The organism is Pseudomonas cannabina (assembly GCF_900100365.1).
GTDB classification, from domain to species: Bacteria; Pseudomonadota; Gammaproteobacteria; order Pseudomonadales; family Pseudomonadaceae; genus Aquipseudomonas; species Aquipseudomonas cannabina.
On sequence record NZ_FNKU01000001.1, the window covers coordinates 4,428,946 to 4,445,264 of the forward strand.

At 57.2% G+C, this 16,319-nt stretch carries 15 protein-coding genes and 1 pseudogene; 8 read left to right on the plus strand and 8 right to left on the minus strand.

Annotation, left to right across the window (positions count from 1 at the left end; genetic code table 11):
* Window position 1: 1 nt before the first annotated feature.
* Window positions 2–757 (plus strand): substrate-binding periplasmic protein, encoded by a 756-nt coding sequence (locus BLT55_RS21025; RefSeq protein WP_055000052.1) that lies wholly within the window; start codon window positions 2–4, stop codon window positions 755–757.
* Here BLT55_RS21025 and BLT55_RS21030 read toward each other — a convergent pair.
* The 7 genes and pseudogenes from BLT55_RS21030 to gpmI all read right to left on the minus strand — a co-directional run bounded on the left by BLT55_RS21030 (window position 738) and on the right by gpmI (window position 9,357).
* Window positions 738–2,251: pseudogene (locus tag BLT55_RS21030) on the minus strand (trypsin-like serine peptidase). The gene BLT55_RS21025 and the pseudogene BLT55_RS21030 sit on opposite strands and share 20 nt — an antisense overlap.
* Window positions 2,252–2,474: 223 nt before the next feature.
* Window positions 2,475–3,632 carry a M60 family metallopeptidase gene (locus BLT55_RS21035; RefSeq protein WP_235810166.1) on the minus strand — a complete coding sequence of 386 codons (1,158 nt, stop codon included), beginning with the start codon at window positions 3,630–3,632 and terminating at the stop codon, window positions 2,475–2,477.
* Window positions 3,562–3,951, minus strand: a complete 390-nt coding sequence (locus tag BLT55_RS34035; protein WP_223862738.1) for a hypothetical protein — start codon at window positions 3,949–3,951, stop codon at window positions 3,562–3,564. Before BLT55_RS34035 ends, BLT55_RS21035 begins: the two co-directional genes overlap by 71 nt.
* A gap of 246 nt (window positions 3,952–4,197) precedes the next feature.
* Entirely contained in the window at window positions 4,198–4,980 is a 783-nt protein-coding gene (locus BLT55_RS21040; protein WP_055000053.1) for a divergent polysaccharide deacetylase family protein, read from the minus strand.
* Between the two features lie 3 nt (window positions 4,981–4,983).
* Window positions 4,984–6,315: a S41 family peptidase gene (locus BLT55_RS21045; RefSeq protein ID WP_055000054.1), complete on the minus strand. Its 1,332-nt coding sequence runs from the start codon at window positions 6,313–6,315 to the stop codon at window positions 4,984–4,986.
* Between the two features lie 33 nt (window positions 6,316–6,348).
* Complete coding sequence (locus BLT55_RS21050) at window positions 6,349–7,671, minus strand: murein hydrolase activator EnvC family protein (RefSeq protein ID WP_055000055.1); 1,323 nt, start codon at window positions 7,669–7,671, stop codon at window positions 6,349–6,351.
* A 153-nt stretch (window positions 7,672–7,824) separates the two neighbouring features.
* A complete protein-coding gene (gene gpmI / locus BLT55_RS21055; RefSeq protein ID WP_055000056.1) occupies window positions 7,825–9,357 on the minus strand; it encodes a 2,3-bisphosphoglycerate-independent phosphoglycerate mutase in 1,533 nt (510 codons plus the stop codon).
* Between the two features lie 144 nt (window positions 9,358–9,501).
* Here gpmI and BLT55_RS21060 point away from each other — a divergent pair, with 144 nt between their 5' ends.
* The 3 genes from BLT55_RS21060 to secB are packed head-to-tail and all read left to right on the plus strand — an operon-like array spanning window position 9,502 to window position 10,698.
* The gene (locus BLT55_RS21060) at window positions 9,502–9,915 is read left to right on the plus strand and encodes a rhodanese-like domain-containing protein (protein ID WP_055000057.1); all 414 of its coding nucleotides are present in this window, start codon (window positions 9,502–9,504) and stop codon (window positions 9,913–9,915) included.
* A 2-nt stretch (window positions 9,916–9,917) separates the two neighbouring features.
* A complete protein-coding gene (grxC, locus tag BLT55_RS21065; RefSeq protein ID WP_005621585.1) occupies window positions 9,918–10,169 on the plus strand; it encodes a glutaredoxin 3 in 252 nt (83 codons plus the stop codon).
* 40 nt (window positions 10,170–10,209) lie between these two features.
* Complete coding sequence (secB, locus tag BLT55_RS21070; protein WP_005896108.1) at window positions 10,210–10,698, plus strand: protein-export chaperone SecB; 489 nt, start codon at window positions 10,210–10,212, stop codon at window positions 10,696–10,698.
* Between the two features lie 61 nt (window positions 10,699–10,759).
* On the opposite strand, the gene trmL is transcribed toward secB, so the two are convergent.
* A complete protein-coding gene (trmL, locus tag BLT55_RS21075) occupies window positions 10,760–11,215 on the minus strand; it encodes a tRNA (uridine(34)/cytosine(34)/5-carboxymethylaminomethyluridine(34)-2'-O)-methyltransferase TrmL (RefSeq protein ID WP_054087750.1) in 456 nt (151 codons plus the stop codon).
* Between trmL and BLT55_RS21080 the strand changes: the two genes are divergently transcribed.
* The 4 genes from BLT55_RS21080 to BLT55_RS21095 all read left to right on the plus strand — a co-directional run bounded on the left by BLT55_RS21080 (window position 11,214) and on the right by BLT55_RS21095 (window position 16,292).
* The gene (locus tag BLT55_RS21080; protein ID WP_055000058.1) at window positions 11,214–11,654 is read left to right on the plus strand and encodes a hypothetical protein; all 441 of its coding nucleotides are present in this window, start codon (window positions 11,214–11,216) and stop codon (window positions 11,652–11,654) included. The two genes, trmL and BLT55_RS21080, sit on opposite strands and share 2 nt — an antisense overlap.
* A 1,006-nt stretch (window positions 11,655–12,660) precedes the next feature.
* The gene (locus tag BLT55_RS21085) at window positions 12,661–14,016 is read left to right on the plus strand and encodes an OprD family porin (RefSeq protein ID WP_055000059.1); all 1,356 of its coding nucleotides are present in this window, start codon (window positions 12,661–12,663) and stop codon (window positions 14,014–14,016) included.
* A 168-nt stretch (window positions 14,017–14,184) separates the two neighbouring features.
* Window positions 14,185–14,823, plus strand: coding sequence for a peroxiredoxin (locus BLT55_RS21090; protein WP_055000060.1), 639 nt, complete (start codon window positions 14,185–14,187; stop codon window positions 14,821–14,823).
* A 503-nt stretch (window positions 14,824–15,326) separates the two neighbouring features.
* Window positions 15,327–16,292 carry a sulfonate ABC transporter substrate-binding protein gene (locus tag BLT55_RS21095; RefSeq protein WP_055000061.1) on the plus strand — a complete coding sequence of 322 codons (966 nt, stop codon included), beginning with the start codon at window positions 15,327–15,329 and terminating at the stop codon, window positions 16,290–16,292.
* Window positions 16,293–16,319: the final 27 nt, after the last annotated feature.

Below are 16,319 nucleotides of genomic sequence, written 5' to 3' on the forward strand. Positions count from 1 at the left end.
AATGTTCAAACGTCTGCTTTTTGCCCTGATCGGGGTCGGCGTCCTGTTGAGTGATGGAGCTCGTGCCAGCAACTCACCGCCCTATTCCATGGTGCTGCTGACCGAGAATTTCCCGCCGTTCAATATGGCGGTCGATGGCAAGAACTTCGCTCAGGAAAACAACATTGACGGCATTTCCGCCGAAGTCGTGCGCGAGATGTTCAAACGCGCCAATATCGGCTACAGCATGACCCTGCGCTTCCCTTGGGACCGCGTTTACAAGCTTGCCCTTGAAAAGCCCGGCTACGGCGTGTTCTCCACCACACGTTTGCCCGAACGCGAGAATCTTTTCAAATGGGTTGGCCCGGTAGGTTCTTATGACTGGATCATGCTTGCGCGTGGCGACAGTCCCATCACCCTGACTTCGCTGGAGCAGGTCCGGAATTACAGAGTGGGTGCCTATAAAGGCGACGCCATTGGCGAGCGCCTGAACACTATGGGGCTCAATCCGATCCTGATGTTGCGTGATCGGGACAACGTTAAAAAGCTGGTCAACGGGCAGATCGATCTGTGGGCGGTAGGTGACCCGGTAGGGCGCTATCTGGCGAAGCTGGAAGGCGTCACCGGGCTGAAGACGGCGTTGCGTTTCAACAGCGCCGAGTTGTACTTGGCCATCAACAAAAGCACGCCCGACGAGATCGTCAATCGCTTGCAAAAAGCCCTCGACGCAATGCGCGCCGAAGGCTGGGTCGACGCCGTCAAGGCGCGCTATCAGTAACTGCTGAGCCTGCTGCGGGAACGATATCCTCGCGTACGGCGGAGGGCTGCCCATTGATGTCATGGGCATAGGTGCAGATCTTCAACGGCAGCGACTTGGCACGCAGTGTCAAATCGCGGAACAGAGTTTTGAAACCTTGCGGGTCGGCACAGTCAGTAGTGTTCGGCGGGCCCATCTTGACCGTGTAATGGTCGATCAGGCGATGTTCGTATGACCAACTGACCGTTGATGCGCCAAAGCGGTTTTTGCCAATAATCACCTGTGCCTCAGGCGTTGGTCCCGCCGGTTGCAGCTCGATGGCGAGTGTCAGTGCATTGCGCATCAGACCGACAGTGGGTAGGTGTTGCGCCGAAGACACGCCGATCATGCACAGCCAGTTGATTCCGATCTGCCTATCCACAGGATCATCAATGGCCGCATCCTGTGAGCTGATGGTGTGGCTGTAACCCACCGGGTCTTCGCATTGCATGGCAGAGTCGACTTTCTTGTAGCGGTACAGCGGCGTGTCGATCAGAAACCTCAGGTCCCAGGATGGATAGACATTTCTGCCTTCGGCATCCAGTTGCACCCTTGCAAGCCGCGCCGGCTGCCTGCCCAGCATATCAAAGTCGACCGAGAACGTTGGAAATAGGTCACAGATTGCCGGATCCGTACTCAACGTGCCGCCGCCAAAGCATTTTTTCAGCAGCGTGACAGGGTTGCCATAGTTACTGTCGGCGACCATGGGTGGAAAGCCGGGTATTTCATCACTGAAGTCTTCAGTGGCGTCAGCCGACGAGGCTTGGTTGGTGAGGTTCAGGACCGCATAAATCTCGTTGTTTTTCCGGGTCAGAAGCGGGCTGCCGGAGGCCCCGGTATCGACATCCCTGCATTGATTGCGAACCGTGTGACGCCAGACCCAAGGCTGCTCCATGATCACCTCCGACGTCTGATGAACACACGCGGCCATGCGCAGATGGCCCGTGTCTTTGTTGAGCGGAGCTCCTACCCATAGAATTTCGCGGTCCTGCTCCGGCATCTCGCTGGCCAGTTTGAGCGGCTGAATGCCGTCGTCGATCAGCGATTTGAGCGTTGGCTGCAGTTCGACAATGGCCAGGTCCACACCCTGCATGCTGCTCCAGTTGACGCGTTTCAGCGGGTAGCTGCGTGCCGTGCTGTCAGTGAAGAAGTTGAACTGGACGCTGCCTTCAATCGCGCTGTCGGTGATGATCACGCCGTTCTGCCGACTGATGCAATGGCCGCTGGTGAGCACATAGGCCGGAGCGTCGGCGGGCTGTCCGCGCTGCGCGTGTCGATCAGTGACGCGGTACAGCTCGACCCGCCCTTGCTCTGGATGCGGCCGATACCGTTCCAGTGGTCGCGTGAGCTATCGGCGTTGAGCAAAACTCTGGACGGGGCAAGGGAAAGCATTCCCTCGCCCAGATCGGTGGCGTGCGCAGAAAAGGGCATCAGTGCAACGACGCAGAATGCCCCGGTGGTTGTAAGCAGCTTCATCATTATCGTCCTTGATAATCGTGTCTTGGCCTCCGTTGTAGAGGCCTTATCCTTTAAGCCGGAATTGACAGGGTTATCAAGACTGAAACGGTGATGGGCAATAAAAGCAGATTTTGCTTACTTCTTTTTTGGAAAGTGCTTACGCAGAACAGGCGGTTTCGCTTCCGGACAGGGTTCAGGCTGCGTTATAGAGGCGGCCGAACCTTGCCCGATCACTGCCCGCTTAGTTAACGTAAGGCCGGATGGCGCTCAAGCGTTGTGAAGGGTAGGGGAAGCCGAGTGCGTTCACAGCGACCCACACTTCGGTGTCCTTGATTTTAAGCAGACCCCAGTCGGCAAAAAACTCCGTGAGGTTGCGCTTGGCCGCAATACACGCCGAGAGCACGAAATATTTAAGGTCTCGTTTTTCGCCAGGATTTTCTCTGATGTAACGATGCCATGCAGGCATAAAGCCTTCGCCAAGTCCTTTGCGAAGTTGGCCAAGCATGGCTAGCGGGTCCGACTCAGGCGCGCCGTATATTTTTGCGGTGCGTGGTAATGACAGCCAGTTCACAGTGCCAGGCCAGCGATCAGGGAAGACGTATGTGTATTCGTTTATGTAGTGCAGACCGACTGCAAGGGCATATAAATTGACGGTGACTTCGCCAAAAGGACCGTACGAGTTGTAAGAGGTCTGATAATGATGGCCATATTCGTGCAATGTAACCCATCGCTCGGCTGCCAGCCCCCCAAGTAGGGACTCGTTATACTGGCTGATATGGTCCGTGTGGGGCAGGGCGATGCAACCTGTGGTTGCATGGGGGTTTGCAGTGCCTGAACCTTCCACTGCATAGATCAACAAAGCAGGCCTGGTATGAATAGGGGCAGAGCCATCCAGCCCGCTGACCTCTGCTTCCAGTCGCATCACTTCTTCATGAGAGTGCATCACCGCTTGAGCGTCGACATTCGAGAACTTGAGCGCCGTCTCTTTAAGCGCCGCAACGACTATGCGTGCACCCACCAACTCCACTTCGGGCGCTTCTGTCAGCAGCAGCATTAATAGCCATTGTAGTTGGGCAGTGGCACCACTGACATAGTAGGGCATCGGTATCGCCCCACGCATAAACACAATCCGAGCTGCGCCGGACGTGTTTCCGATTAATTTACGGATGTGAACCGCGCCTCCCAAGGGATCTCGAATAATGTTCTTTCCTCGGAATAGCGGTGTCTCCCGCATGTTTTCGGATTGCCTGAACGGGTTGTTTCGGTCCGCCATGCCTTGTGTGCCGACCAGCACGGTCAAGTTCTCAGTATTGCCCGATATCCATAGCTCAACGTCTGTTCCCGCCGGCGCAAAATATCCTGTTGGCTGATAATCGGCCCACCTTAATCGCCAAGACATCGCCGCCTGCTCTGCTGCGGCAGATTGCAGCGGTTGAATAAGCACCGACCGTGGATGAGGGAAGCTGACCCCCGACCACCGAGCCGATAGAGGCCCAGATGCCGTCCGCTCTGAACGCCTCAACTCTCGCCCCAGGCGCTCCGCTGACGCCGACGATAACCTCGACCTGATCATCTGAAATGGCCGCTATGCTGGTTGCGACAATTGAAATTGCACGCGTTGATTGCTCTTCAGGGTATGAAATGTCGGTGCCGCAGATAAATTCTTGCGCACCCTTTGCTCCTGCATTGACTGTCGTAAAGTCGTCCCATTGAATCATTACCTCTTGCTGCCCCGAATACGTTGTATCCAGGAAAAACAGTCGGGTAGGGTAAGCATCGCGGGTGAGACACCGTGCGCTCGCGCCTACAATCGTCTGGTACAACAAAAGGGGGGGGGACGGGTGCAACAGGATGCTGCCTACCGCGCTGTTACCGCCATGTCCAAACCAGTTCAGCGCAGTATGAGTCGGCTCTTGGCAAAAGATTACTAGCAGAACTGATAGGTGCGTTTGTCGCTTGCAGAATCAGCGATACAGCCCGTTCTTGCCATGCGCCGCACTCGCCTGATTACCGCGTTCGCTGATCATGCTGCGCAGGTCGATCCATTCGACACCTTGAGCCTTGAGCTTGGGCAGCTCGCGTTCCAGCACGTCCAGCGTGACCGGGTAGGGGTGACCGATGACCGCGGCCGAACCCTGCTTTTTGGCCAGTTTGATTGCCGTCTGCAATTGCCGGGTGATGGCTTCGGCAGTGCGCTCGTCGTCCAGAAACACATCGCGCGAGACGCTGGCCAGACCCGAGCGTTGCGCCTCGGCGGCGGCCACGGTTTTCGCGCTGGTGCGGCTGTCGACGAAAAACAGGTGACGTCGCTGCAATTCCGCCATCAGCCAGGCCATGGCCACAGGTTCGGCCGTCATCCTGCTGCCCATGTGGTTATTGATACCGGCGGCATACGGCACTTTCAGCAGCGCGGCATTGAGGCGGCTTTCCAGTTCCGCCAGGGGCAGTTCAGGGTGCCAGGCGTAAGGGCCGGTCGCCGGGTCCATCGGCATGTGCAGCATCACCGTTTTACCGGCGCGATGAGCCTGGCGGGCGAAATCGGTGGCGTGCGGGGTGTCGGGCATGATCGCCAGCGTGACCGGGCCCGGTAACGCCAGCGTGCGGCTGTCGCGCTCCGGATTTTGCCCCAGGTCGTCGATGATCAGGCTGAGGTAGGCCTTCGCAGGTTTTTCAGCATGCTCGGCTGACGCTGCATGCGCAGCGCCAGTGATCGAGAGTGCCAGCAGCAACGAACCGAGAAAACGCATCCGTCAGTTGCCGCGGGTGATGCTCAGCCCCTTCAGCAGACTGAGCGCCTGGCTGAGCTGGAAGTCATCATCCTGTGGACGCGCCTTGGCCGCAGCGCCACCTTTGACGGTCGGCTTGTCCGCGCCACCGTTGCCATTGCCCAAGTGGCCCAGCAGATCGGCTTCCTTATAGTTCTCGCCGTCTGCTTCGCTGGTGACCTTGGCCCGACGAACCACGATGTCCGGGTTGATGCCCTGCGCCTGAATGGAACGGCCGTTCGGCGTGTAGTACAGCGCCGTGGTGATTTTCAGCGCCCGGTCGTTGTTCAGCGGCAGCACGGTTTGCACCGAGCCTTTACCAAACGTGTCGGTGCCCATCAGGATGCCGCGTTTCTGGTCTTGCAGGGCACCGGCGACAATTTCCGATGCCGAGGCGCTGCCACCGTTGATCAACACCACCAGCGGAACGCCTTCGCTGGCGTCTGCCGGGTCTGCCGAGAAGCGTAGTTCGGAGTTGGCAATGCGGCCCTTGGTGTACACGATCAGGCCTTTGGTCAGGAAGTGATCCGCCACCTGCACCGCCGATTGCAGCACGCCACCCGGGTTGTTGCGCAGGTCGAGAATCAGCCCGCTCATTTTCTTGCCGTTTTCCTTGCGGAACTGGGCCAGCGCCTTGCCGACTTCATCACCGGTCTTGACCTGGAACTGGGTAATGCGGATATAGCCGTAGCCGTTCTCCAGCATCTGCGCCTTCACGCTCTTGACCTGAATGGTCGCCCGCGCCAGTGTCACATCAAACGGTGTACCGCCGTCGCGCACCAGCGTCAGGGTGATCTTCTCGCCGATCTTGCCGCGCATCTTGTCGACCGCTTCCTGCATGTTCTGACCTTGGGTCGGCGTGCCGTTGATCTTCACGATCAGGTCACCTGCCTCGATGCCAGCCTTGGACGCCGGTGTGTCGTCGATGGGCGAAACCACTTTGACGAAACCGTCTTCGACGCCCACTTCGATGCCCAGACCGCCGAACTCGCCGCTGGTGCTTTCCTGCAACTCCTGGAAATCTTCCGGGCCGAGGTAGGCGGAGTGCGGGTCAAGATTGCTGAGCATGCCCTTGATGGCGTTCTCGAGCAGCGTTTTGTCGTCCACTGGCTCGACATAGGCGGCCTTGACCCGATCCATGACCTCGGCAAACGTACGCAGCTCGTCCAGAGGCAGCGGCGGTTTTGCATTGGCATTGGCAGGCGCAGCTGCTGCAGGAGCGGCTGGCGCGGTCTTTTCGGCAGCTTGCGCCAGCGGCGCGCCGATAACGATGGCAATTGCCAGGGCCAGCGAGGTGAGGCGGGACAAATGCAGCATGTCTAACGAACTCCTACAGATATTGGTGCCGGCTTATCCTTGAGTGCGGCACCATTGGGCCGGATCGCTCGGGCGACCCTGCTGACGAATAGCAAAGTACAGCGCTGCCGTGTCCTGACCGCCACTATTGCCGACCGTGGAAATCGCTTCACCGGCTTTTACAATGTCACCTGCCGACTTGAGCAGGCTCTGGTTGTGCCCATATAGGGTCAAATAGCCATTGCCATGGTCGAGAATGACCAGAAGCCCGGCACCGCGCAACCAGTCTGCGAACACCACTCGTCCGCCGTGCACCGCATGCACCTGACTTCCGGCTGCCGCGCTGATCATGACGCCGTCCCATTTGGTCCGTTCGTCATCACCGCGGGCCTCACCGAAACGCGCAAGCAGTCGACCATTCACGGGCCATGGAAGTTTTCCCCGGGCCTCGGCAAATGGTCCGCCGTAAGAAACACCGGCACTGGAAACGACTGCGCCGGGGGCTTTGACCGGGCGACGCGGTGCTGGTTCATCGTCGGCCTTGCTGCTGGTGCTATCGTTGTTGCGGGCCACGGCCTCAGCTTCGCGCTGACGCTTCTCTTCGGCTTCGCGAGCGGCAACCAGCGCCTTCTGACGAGCCTCTTCGGCTTCACGGGCCTGACGGGCCAGGGTTTCTTCGATGGTCTTGAGAACCTTGGCCAGATCGGCCTGATCCTGCTGGCGGGCCTGCAATTTCTGATCGCGGGCCTTGTAGTCCTGATTCAGCCTGGCCAGCGCCTGTCGGCGTTCCTGGCGAACCTTGGCCAGTTCTTCGGTCTGGTTTTCCAGGTTGCTTTTCTGCACCAGCAATTGCGCCTGTTGCTGATCGATATCTTTTTCGACGCCGGCCAGCTGGCGCAGCGTTTCATTGAAGCTGCGCAATTGCTCTAGGCGCGCCTTGCTCAGGTAATCGTAATAGGTAAGGGTGCGAGCGAACTTCTCGGGGTGCTGCTGGTTGAGCAGCAGTTTGAGGTATTCCTGGCGACCGCTCTGGTAGGCGGCGCGAGCCTGGATGGCAATCAGGCGTTGCTGTTCAACGCGAGCGGCGTTGAGTTTTTTTTTCTCACTGTCGAGCTTTTGCAGCTCGGCTTCGGTCTTTTTTAGTTCCTTTTGCAGGACCTCGACCTGCTTTTCCAACTTCCCCATGTCGGTTTCAGTGGTGCGCAGATCCTTCTGGACGCCTGCACGTTCTTCCTGAAGTTTGCTCAGGGCTTGCTGCAGCTCCGTCACGTCCTGACGCGCAGCATCTATCTGTTTTTGGGTTTGCACACGCTCGTCTTCGGCAAACGCCGGATTGAGCAGGCAGATCAAAGCAAGGGCAATCAAGGCGCGGAGCATGTGGGTGGGCGATACCGAGGAATTGTGAGAAAAAATGTCAGGCCTAGTATGCCCGCCATGCGCTGCAAAAAAAACGCCTCGAAGCCACTGCTTTGAGGCCTTGAGCATAAAAAAACGGCCCTGCCTAATGGCTAAGGGCCGGTTTTCAGCGGTTCATTCGTTCACGAGGATCGAATGGCCGGTCATTTCCGGTGGTCTCTCCATGCCCAGCAGATGCAGCATGGTCGGCGCCACGTCAGCCAGAACGCCGCCTTCGCGAACGTTCAGCGGGCGTTTGCCTACGTACACGAACGGCACCGGTTCCGAAGTGTGCGCAGTATGCGCCTGGCCGGTGGAGTCATCGGTCATCTGTTCGACGTTGCCGTGGTCGGCCGTGATCAACGCTTCGCCGCCGACTTTTTCCAGCGCTTGGGTGATGCGCCCGACGCAGACGTCCAGGCATTCAACCGCTTTGATCGCCGCCTCCATGATGCCGCTATGGCCGACCATGTCGCCATTGGCATAGTTGACGATGATCACGTCATAACGCTGATGCTCGATGGCATCGACGATTCTGTCGGTCACTTCCGGCGCGCTCATTTCCGGTTGAAGGTCGTAGGTCGCGACTTTCGGCGATGGAATCAGGATGCGCTCCTCGCCGGGAAACGGTTCTTCACGTCCGCCGGAGAAGAAGAAGGTGACGTGTGCGTATTTTTCCGTCTCGGCGATGCGCAACTGGGTCTTGCCGTTGGCTGCCAGGTACTCGCCCAGCACGTTCTTCAGGCTGCCCGCAGCAAAAGCGGACGGTGCCGGGATGCTGGCCGCGTACTGAGTCAGCATCACATAGTTGACCTTCGGCTGGCGGGCGCGCTCGAAGTCCTTGAAATCGCCTTCCACGAATACGCGGGTCAGTTCACGGGCGCGGTCGGCGCGGAAGTTCATGAACACCACTGCGTCGCCGTCTTCCACCCGTGCGGGTTCGCCGATGCGTGTGGCTTTGACGAACTCGTCGTTCTCGTCGCGTGCATAGGCCGCTTCAAGCCCGGCAACGCCTGATTCAGCGTGAAATTCCGCGGTGCTGTCAACGATCAGGTTGTAGGCAGATGCAACCCGGTCCCAGCGGTTGTCACGGTCCATGGCGAAATAACGGCCGATGATCGTGGCGATGCGGCCCTTGCCCAGGCGAGCGAAGGTCTGGTCCATCAATTCCAGGGATTTCTTCGCGCTGCGCGGTGGTGTGTCGCGACCGTCGAGGAATGCGTGAAGGTAAATTTTGTCGGCGCCGCGCCTGACGGCCAGTTCGGCCATGGCGACCAGATGATCCTGGTGGCTGTGAACGCCGCCATCGGACAGCAGGCCCATGATATGCACGGCCTTGCCTGCGCTCACTGCTTTATCCACCGCAGCACAGATGGTCGGGTTCTCGAAGAACTCGCCGTCCCGAATCGCTTTGGTCACGCGAGTGAAGTCCTGATACACCACACGACCGGCACCGAGGTTCATGTGCCCGACTTCGGAGTTACCCATCTGTCCATCCGGCAGACCGACATCCATGCCCGATCCGGAAATCAGGCCATTGGGCATGGTTTCGTAGAGACGATCCATGACTGGCATCTTGGCGGCCAGAATGGCATTGCCCTTGTGGCTTTCGCTGTGTCCGAAGCCATCCAGGATGATAAGGACCAGAGGTTTTGGCGTGGCAGTCATAGAACCCACTCGATGCTGGTTGGATAAAGTACAAGGGAACGGCATTTTAAGGACAAGTTCAAACGGCGTCACTGCCGTACGGACTTTGGCCGACCTTGGCTGCTGTGTATACTGGCCGACATTTTAACGCCCTGGAACCTACTGATGGTTGCTCACCTGCTTGAATTCGCCACTAACCACTATTTGATCACCAGTGCCTTCGTCATTCTGCTGGCACTGCTGATCGCTTACGAACTGAGCAAAGGCGGCGCCAGCCTGAGCACCCGCGAGCTGACTGCGATGGTCAATCGCGATGAGGCGGTGGTCATCGACGTACGCTCGAAAAAGGATTTCACAGCAGGCCACATCGTCGGTTCCCTGAACTTTCCGCAGGACAAGGTGCTGACCCGCACCGCCGAACTGCAGAAATACAAGGACAAGACGTTGATCATAGTCGATGCAATGGGGCAGCATGCGGGCAGCACCGCCCGTGAACTGCTCAAATCCGGCTTCAAGGCGGCCAAGCTGTCCGGTGGTATTTCCAGCTGGCGCGGCGATAACCTCCCTCTGGTGAAGTGAAAATGGCTCAAGTCATCGTTTATTCCAGCGACTACTGCCCGTATTGCATACGTGCCAAACAGTTGTTGCAGAGCAAAAGCGTGGCTTTCGAGGAAATCCGTGTGGACGGCAAGCCGCAGCTCCGCGCCGAGATGACGAAAAAAGCCGGTCGCACTTCTGTACCGCAGATCTGGATCGGCCCGACCCATGTGGGCGGCTGCGATGATCTGTTCGCGCTGGAGCGTGCCGGCAAGCTCGATGCGCTGCTGGCCTGATTCCCTTTAATCTTTCAGCCCTATCTGACAAGGATCCGAGATGACCGATCAACCGAACACTGGCGCTGTTGAAAACGAAGAAAACGGCCCACAATTTTCCCTGCAGCGTATCTACGTTCGCGACCTGTCGTTCGAAGCGCCAAAAAGCCCGGCGATCTTCCGTCAGGAATGGACGCCAACCGTCAGCCTCGACCTGAACACCCGCCAGAAGCAACTGGAAGGTGATTTCTACGAAGTCGTGCTGACCTTGTCCGTGACCGTCAACAACGGCGACGAAGTGGCCTTCATCGTTGAAGTGCAGCAGGCCGGCATCTTCCTGATCAAGGGCCTGGACGACGGCGCAATGAGCCACACGCTCGGCGCGTTCTGCCCGAACATCCTGTTCCCATACGCTCGCGAAGCCATCGACAATCTGGTCGTCCGCGGCTCGTTCCCTGCGCTGATGCTGGCCCCGGTGAACTTCGACGCGCTGTACGCGCAAGAGCTGCAACGCATGCAGGAAGCTGGCGAAACGCCAACTGTTCAGTAAGCGTTACCGCTGCACGCAAAAAGCGCCTTTCGGGGCGCTTTTTTGTGTGCGGTCGATGGCGCTACGCAAACCCGTGCTGACGCCAGGCTTCATAGACAGCCACAGCGACGGTATTGGACAGGTTGAGGCTGCGGCAGCCTTCGCGCATGGGCAGTCGCAGACGATGATCGCTGTCCAGTGAATCGAGAATGTCGGCGGGCAGCCCTCGGCTTTCCGGGCCGAACAGAAAAGCGTCGCCCGGCTCGAAGCTCGCATCGTGAAAAGGTCGCGAGCCCTTGGTGGTGAAGGCGAACAAGCGTGGGTTGCCGATTTTTTCCAGGCAACTGGCCAGGTCAGCGTGGGTCTGTAGCGTGGCATACTCGTGATAGTCGAGACCGGCACGCCGCAGGCGCTTGTCGTCCAGTTCGAAACCCAAGGGTTCGATCAAATGCAGGGTGCAGCCGCTGTTGGCGCATAGCCTGATGACGTTGCCGGTATTCGGCGGAATTTCTGGTTGAAAAAGGATGACGTGAAACATGCACGGCTCCGAACGAAAGGACGGGATGCATTCTACCCCCGAAGAGGACCCGAGACCGAAGCTATGGCCGCGTGTTCTGGGTTCGATGGCGATTGTCGGTTTCACTGTGGGCACAATTATCGGTCGCCTGCAGCAGCCAGACCCTGTCGAACTGGAGCAGATCGAGGAATTGCCGGCGGGCCTGGCGCTCTGGTTCAACGAAGAGCCGAAGTATCGGGGCACGACGGTGGATGGCGCTGTGGTGCTCAACGTCGACGCGTCAGGGCGGCCATGGACGGGCCAACTGAGATTCGACAACAAGGTGGCGCGCTGGAAGGTGGAGCGAGGAGAGAAGGGCTTGGTGCTGACGCTCCTGGCGGCCCGTCCACTTCATGGCGACTGGCGCACTGAGAAGGTGGACGGGCGCTGGAGACTGGAGGTCAGTCTCCGGGAGGAATAAAAGAGGGGAATCCCCGGCCTGCCTGTACCAAGGTCCCCAAAACTGGTTATGTATAAGCTAATGCAGAGGGCGTGCCAGTTTTCATCAATTAGCCCTCGGAAATGCTCTTATCGGCGGGCTCAGGCTGTGCCTTTTCAGTCTCCGTATCTTTTATGAATTCATAACTATTTGAATTAATTGTTTTTTATGTGCCTTGGCGCATCCGTCGCCGTGCATGGTTGTCCGCCAAAAAGCTTCGATCTTTTTTAAGATCACCCTCTCCCGAGCCTGCCTGCTTTCAGAGCCGCACTCAATTTGCGCACCAGAGCAGCGCATCAACCCATCCTGATGCACTTGCTTGTTTGAGCCCAGCGCTCAGCCTGGTGTTCTCCTGCACATAAATGCCGCATTGCGCATCTGCCAACTGGCTTCACGGTGCTGCACGACACTGAAATTGCCTTTTTGTTCATCTGAGCTACAGTGAGATACGGGTTTTTAGCGCCAAAAAGCCTTGGAAATGGCCCAAAAAACCAATGTGAATATTTTTTTTTGTGCTACGAGAAGGTGCATCGCTGAAGTGATGACAACTGTCACATTAACTGGCTAGTCTCCCAGAAGTGCCCGGACTGCAAGGCTTTCATCGGTTGGCCACTATTGTGCCTGCTGTGAAAATCGTGACCGGATCGGCTGCATTTTTGCGGTCGAGCACAAAAAAACAAGAGATCTGACGAACGGTACCAAAATATATTTTGGGAAATGGGTAATTAGGTCGATACACTCCGTGACGTTGGTGCTGACACGAGTTGTGACATATGACTGAAAGTTCTCAAGACTCTTGAGGCGATTTCTTCAGTGCATAAAGGTAGTTCGTCAACGTGTTGCCACCGACAAACGCGGTCTAGTCAAAAGTCAGGGTCAACAGAATCCATTGATCTCGGATCGGGACTGTCGCCTATCGCTAATCCGTGGGTCAGGGCAAAGCCCGGCACCATGGATATAAAAAATTAGATTCACGAGGAGCGTAGTAATGAAGAAGTCCACCCTGGCTTTGGCCGTCACTGTCGGTGTATTGGCTCAGCAGGCCAGCGCAGCTGGTTTCCTGGAAGACAGTAAAGCGTCCGTCAGTTCTCGTACCCTGTATTTTGACAATGATTTCCGCGAAGGCACCACTCACAACAACCGTGAGACAGCCACTGGCCTGAAATTCGACTACCTGTCGGGCTTCACCCAAGGCACTGTCGGCTTTGGTCTGGACCTGCAAGGTCTGGTCGGTGTTCATCTTGATGGTGGTCGTGGCAACCATTCTGCTGCACTCAATGGTGGCATTCTGCCTACCGACAGCGACGGTTCTGCTGTCAACGAGCGGAGCCGTCTGGGCGCCAACGGTAAAGTGCGCTTCTCGAAAACCGAGCTGAAAGTCGGTAACGCACTGGCGCCGAACCTGCCGATTCTGGTCAGCAACGACGGTCGTCTTCTGTCTCAGGCTTTCCAGGGCGGCATCCTGACTTCCAAAGATCTGGACAACGTGACCTTCACTGCTGGCCAACTGGACAAATCCATCGGCCGTGCCTCGAGCAACTGGACTGACCTGTCCATTGCCGGCGCTTCGCAGACCAGCGATCAGTTCCGCTTCGCCGGTGCCGACTGGAAAGTTACCAAAGACCTGACCTTGCAGTACTACTACGCCAACCTGGAAGACTTCTACAAGCAGCACTTCCTGGGTCTGGTTCATGTTTACCCGATCAGCGACAACCAGTCTTTCAAGACTGACCTGCGTTATTTCAACAGCAGCTCTGACGGCAAAAACAGCGACGCCGCGACTGGCTACCGTTTCAACAACAACGGTTATGCCAAGAACGCTGGCGAAGTGGATAACTCCACCTGGTCTGCCATGTTCACTTACGCCTTGGGCGGTCATGCGTTCATGGTTGGTCATCAGCAGATTGGCGATGACGGCGGTATGGTTTTCCTGAACCAGGGTAACGTCACCAAAGACGGCACCACCCGCACTGGCCTTGAAGGCAACGGCGGTTCGAGCTTCTACCTGTTCACTGACTCGATGATCAACGGCTTCAACCGCGCCGGTGAGAACACCACCTTCGGTCAATACTCGTATGACTTCGCCAAACTGGGCGTTCCAGGCCTGAAAGCAGCTGTTGCCTACCTGCACGCAGACGACATTCGTGACCGTACTACCGGTAACGAAGAGTACTCCGAGTGGGAAACCGACATGCGCGTTGACTACGTCATCCAGAGTGGTCCAATGAAGGGCTTCGGTACTACCTTGCGTCACGGTACCTACCGCGCCGATGGCGACCTGAACAACTCGACCAACACCGATCAAACCCGTCTGATCTTCAACTACACCTACAACTTCATGTAAGTGTATTGATGTTCAAAGGAACCCCGCCCCGCGCGGGGTTTCTTTTGTCTTTTTTTTGATATGCCCGATGGGTATAGGGCGATGATTATTTATTCTTTTTGATTTTCCGCTTTCAAGCGCACAGTGAGGTTAGAGCACGACATCCCGAACATGACCAGGAGCAACACCATGACACTGCGACTTGGCGACATCGCCCCGGACTTCGAGCAGGAATCCAGCGAAGGTCGTATCCGTTTCCATGAGTGGCTCGGCAACAGCTGGGGCGTATTGTTTTCCCACCCGGCAGACTTCACGCCTGTTTGCACCACCGAGTTGGGCTTCACTGCCAAATTGAAAGACGAGTTTGCCAAGCGCGGCGTCAAGGCGATTGCGTTGTCGGTAGATCCGGTCGATTCGCACATCAAGTGGATCGAAGACATCAACAGCACTCAAAACACCCAGGTCAACTTTCCCATTCTGGCCGACGCGGATCGCAAGGTTTCCGACCTGTACGACCTGATTCATCCCAATGCCAATGACACGCTGACTGTTCGCTCGCTGTTCGTCATCGATCCGAACAAGAAAGTGCGCCTGACCATTACCTATCCGGCCAGTACCGGGCGTAATTTTCACGAAATTCTGCGCGTCATCGACTCCTTGCAACTGACCGACAACTACAAAGTTGCCACGCCTGCCAACTGGGTAGATGGCGATGATGTCGTGATCGTGCCGTCGATCAAGGACGAAGCCGAGATCAAAGAACGCTTCCCCAAAGGCTACAAGGCCGTCACGCCTTACCTGCGCCTGACGCCACAGCCAAACCGCTGATCTCCGGTTTACCAAGTGTGGGGTTATTCGGGCCGATTTATCGGCCCTTTTTTATGAACTGTCGAACATCTTTTGTTCACTTCAGCGCATGGCTACCAGGATCGGACGCAGAGCGTCCAGAACGGCATGCCGACGCGGAGCGTCGCACGATAGTCGAGATTGTCCCTGTGGGAGCGAGCTTGCTCGCGAAGAGGCCGGGGCAGCCCCCAGAAACAGGGCGTCTGGACCAGTATCTTCGTGAGCAATGCGGATTGCCGCCCCGGTCCACTCCCGCACACCACTTATCTCATGACCGACCGCAGAGCAAATCTGTGCCTATCGCCAGTTCAAGACCGGATGCAAAGCGTGAGAGCGATCATTCTTATATTCATTTATGGAATAACTAAATGAATAAATAAGATTTATGGATATAAAAAACAGCTGTTAAGGTCATCCATATTCCCGTCTCGTTCGCCTATGACTGGCTGAGCAGGCACTACCCAATACCCGGTAAAGGAGCGCATATGCGCACTGTCATCTTGCGTCGAGGCCTTGTTGCGCTGTTTGCGGCTGCAGTCGCTCTTGGGGCGGTCACGCAGGCTCAGGCCGAAGACCTGCGCATCGGTTATCAGAAATACGGCACGCTGGTCTTGCTCAAAGCCAAGGGTTCGCTGGAAAAGCGCCTCGCCGAGCAGGGCGTCAACGTGCAGTGGACCGAATTCCCGGGCGGCCCGCAGCTGCTTGAAGGCCTGAACGTAGGCTCGATCGATTTTGGTGTAACGGGTGAAACACCGCCGGTTTTCGCTCAGGCAGCGGGCGCTGATCTGCTGTATGTCGCCTACGAGCCGCCAGCCCCGACCAGCGAAGCGATTCTGGTGCCCAAAGATTCACCGATCACCTCGGTCAAGGACCTGAAAGGCAAAAAGGTCGTCCTTAACAAAGGCTCGAACGTTCACTACCTGCTGGTGAAAGCGCTGCAAGACGCAGGCCTCAAATACACCGATATCCAGACCGTGTTCCTGCCGCCAGCCGATGCGCGTGCCGCTTTCGAGCGGGGCAGTGTGGACGCCTGGGTTATCTGGGACCCGTACCAGGCTGCGGCTGAACAGCAATTACAGGCGCGCACGTTGAAAGACGGCACCGGCATCGTCGATAACCATCAGTTCTATCTGGCGACCAAACCTTACGCACAGAAGAATCCGAAAGTGATTCAGGCGCTGATCGAAGAAGTCCGCGCGGTTGGCGAGTGGTCCAAGGCTCACCCGGAAGAAGTGACCAAACAAGTCGCGCCGTTGCTGGGCCTGCCAGCTGACATCACCCTGACCTCGGTTAAACGCCAGGGCTACGGTGCGCTGTTCATGACACCGCCGGTCGTGGCAGCGCAGCAGAAAATCGCTGACACGTTCTACCAGCTCAAACTGATTCCCAAGCCGCTCAGCATTGCTGATGTGGTCTGGACGCCACCTGCTGCTGTGGCCCAGGCACAGTGATCAACAGGCCCTTCGAGGAGAAAACTC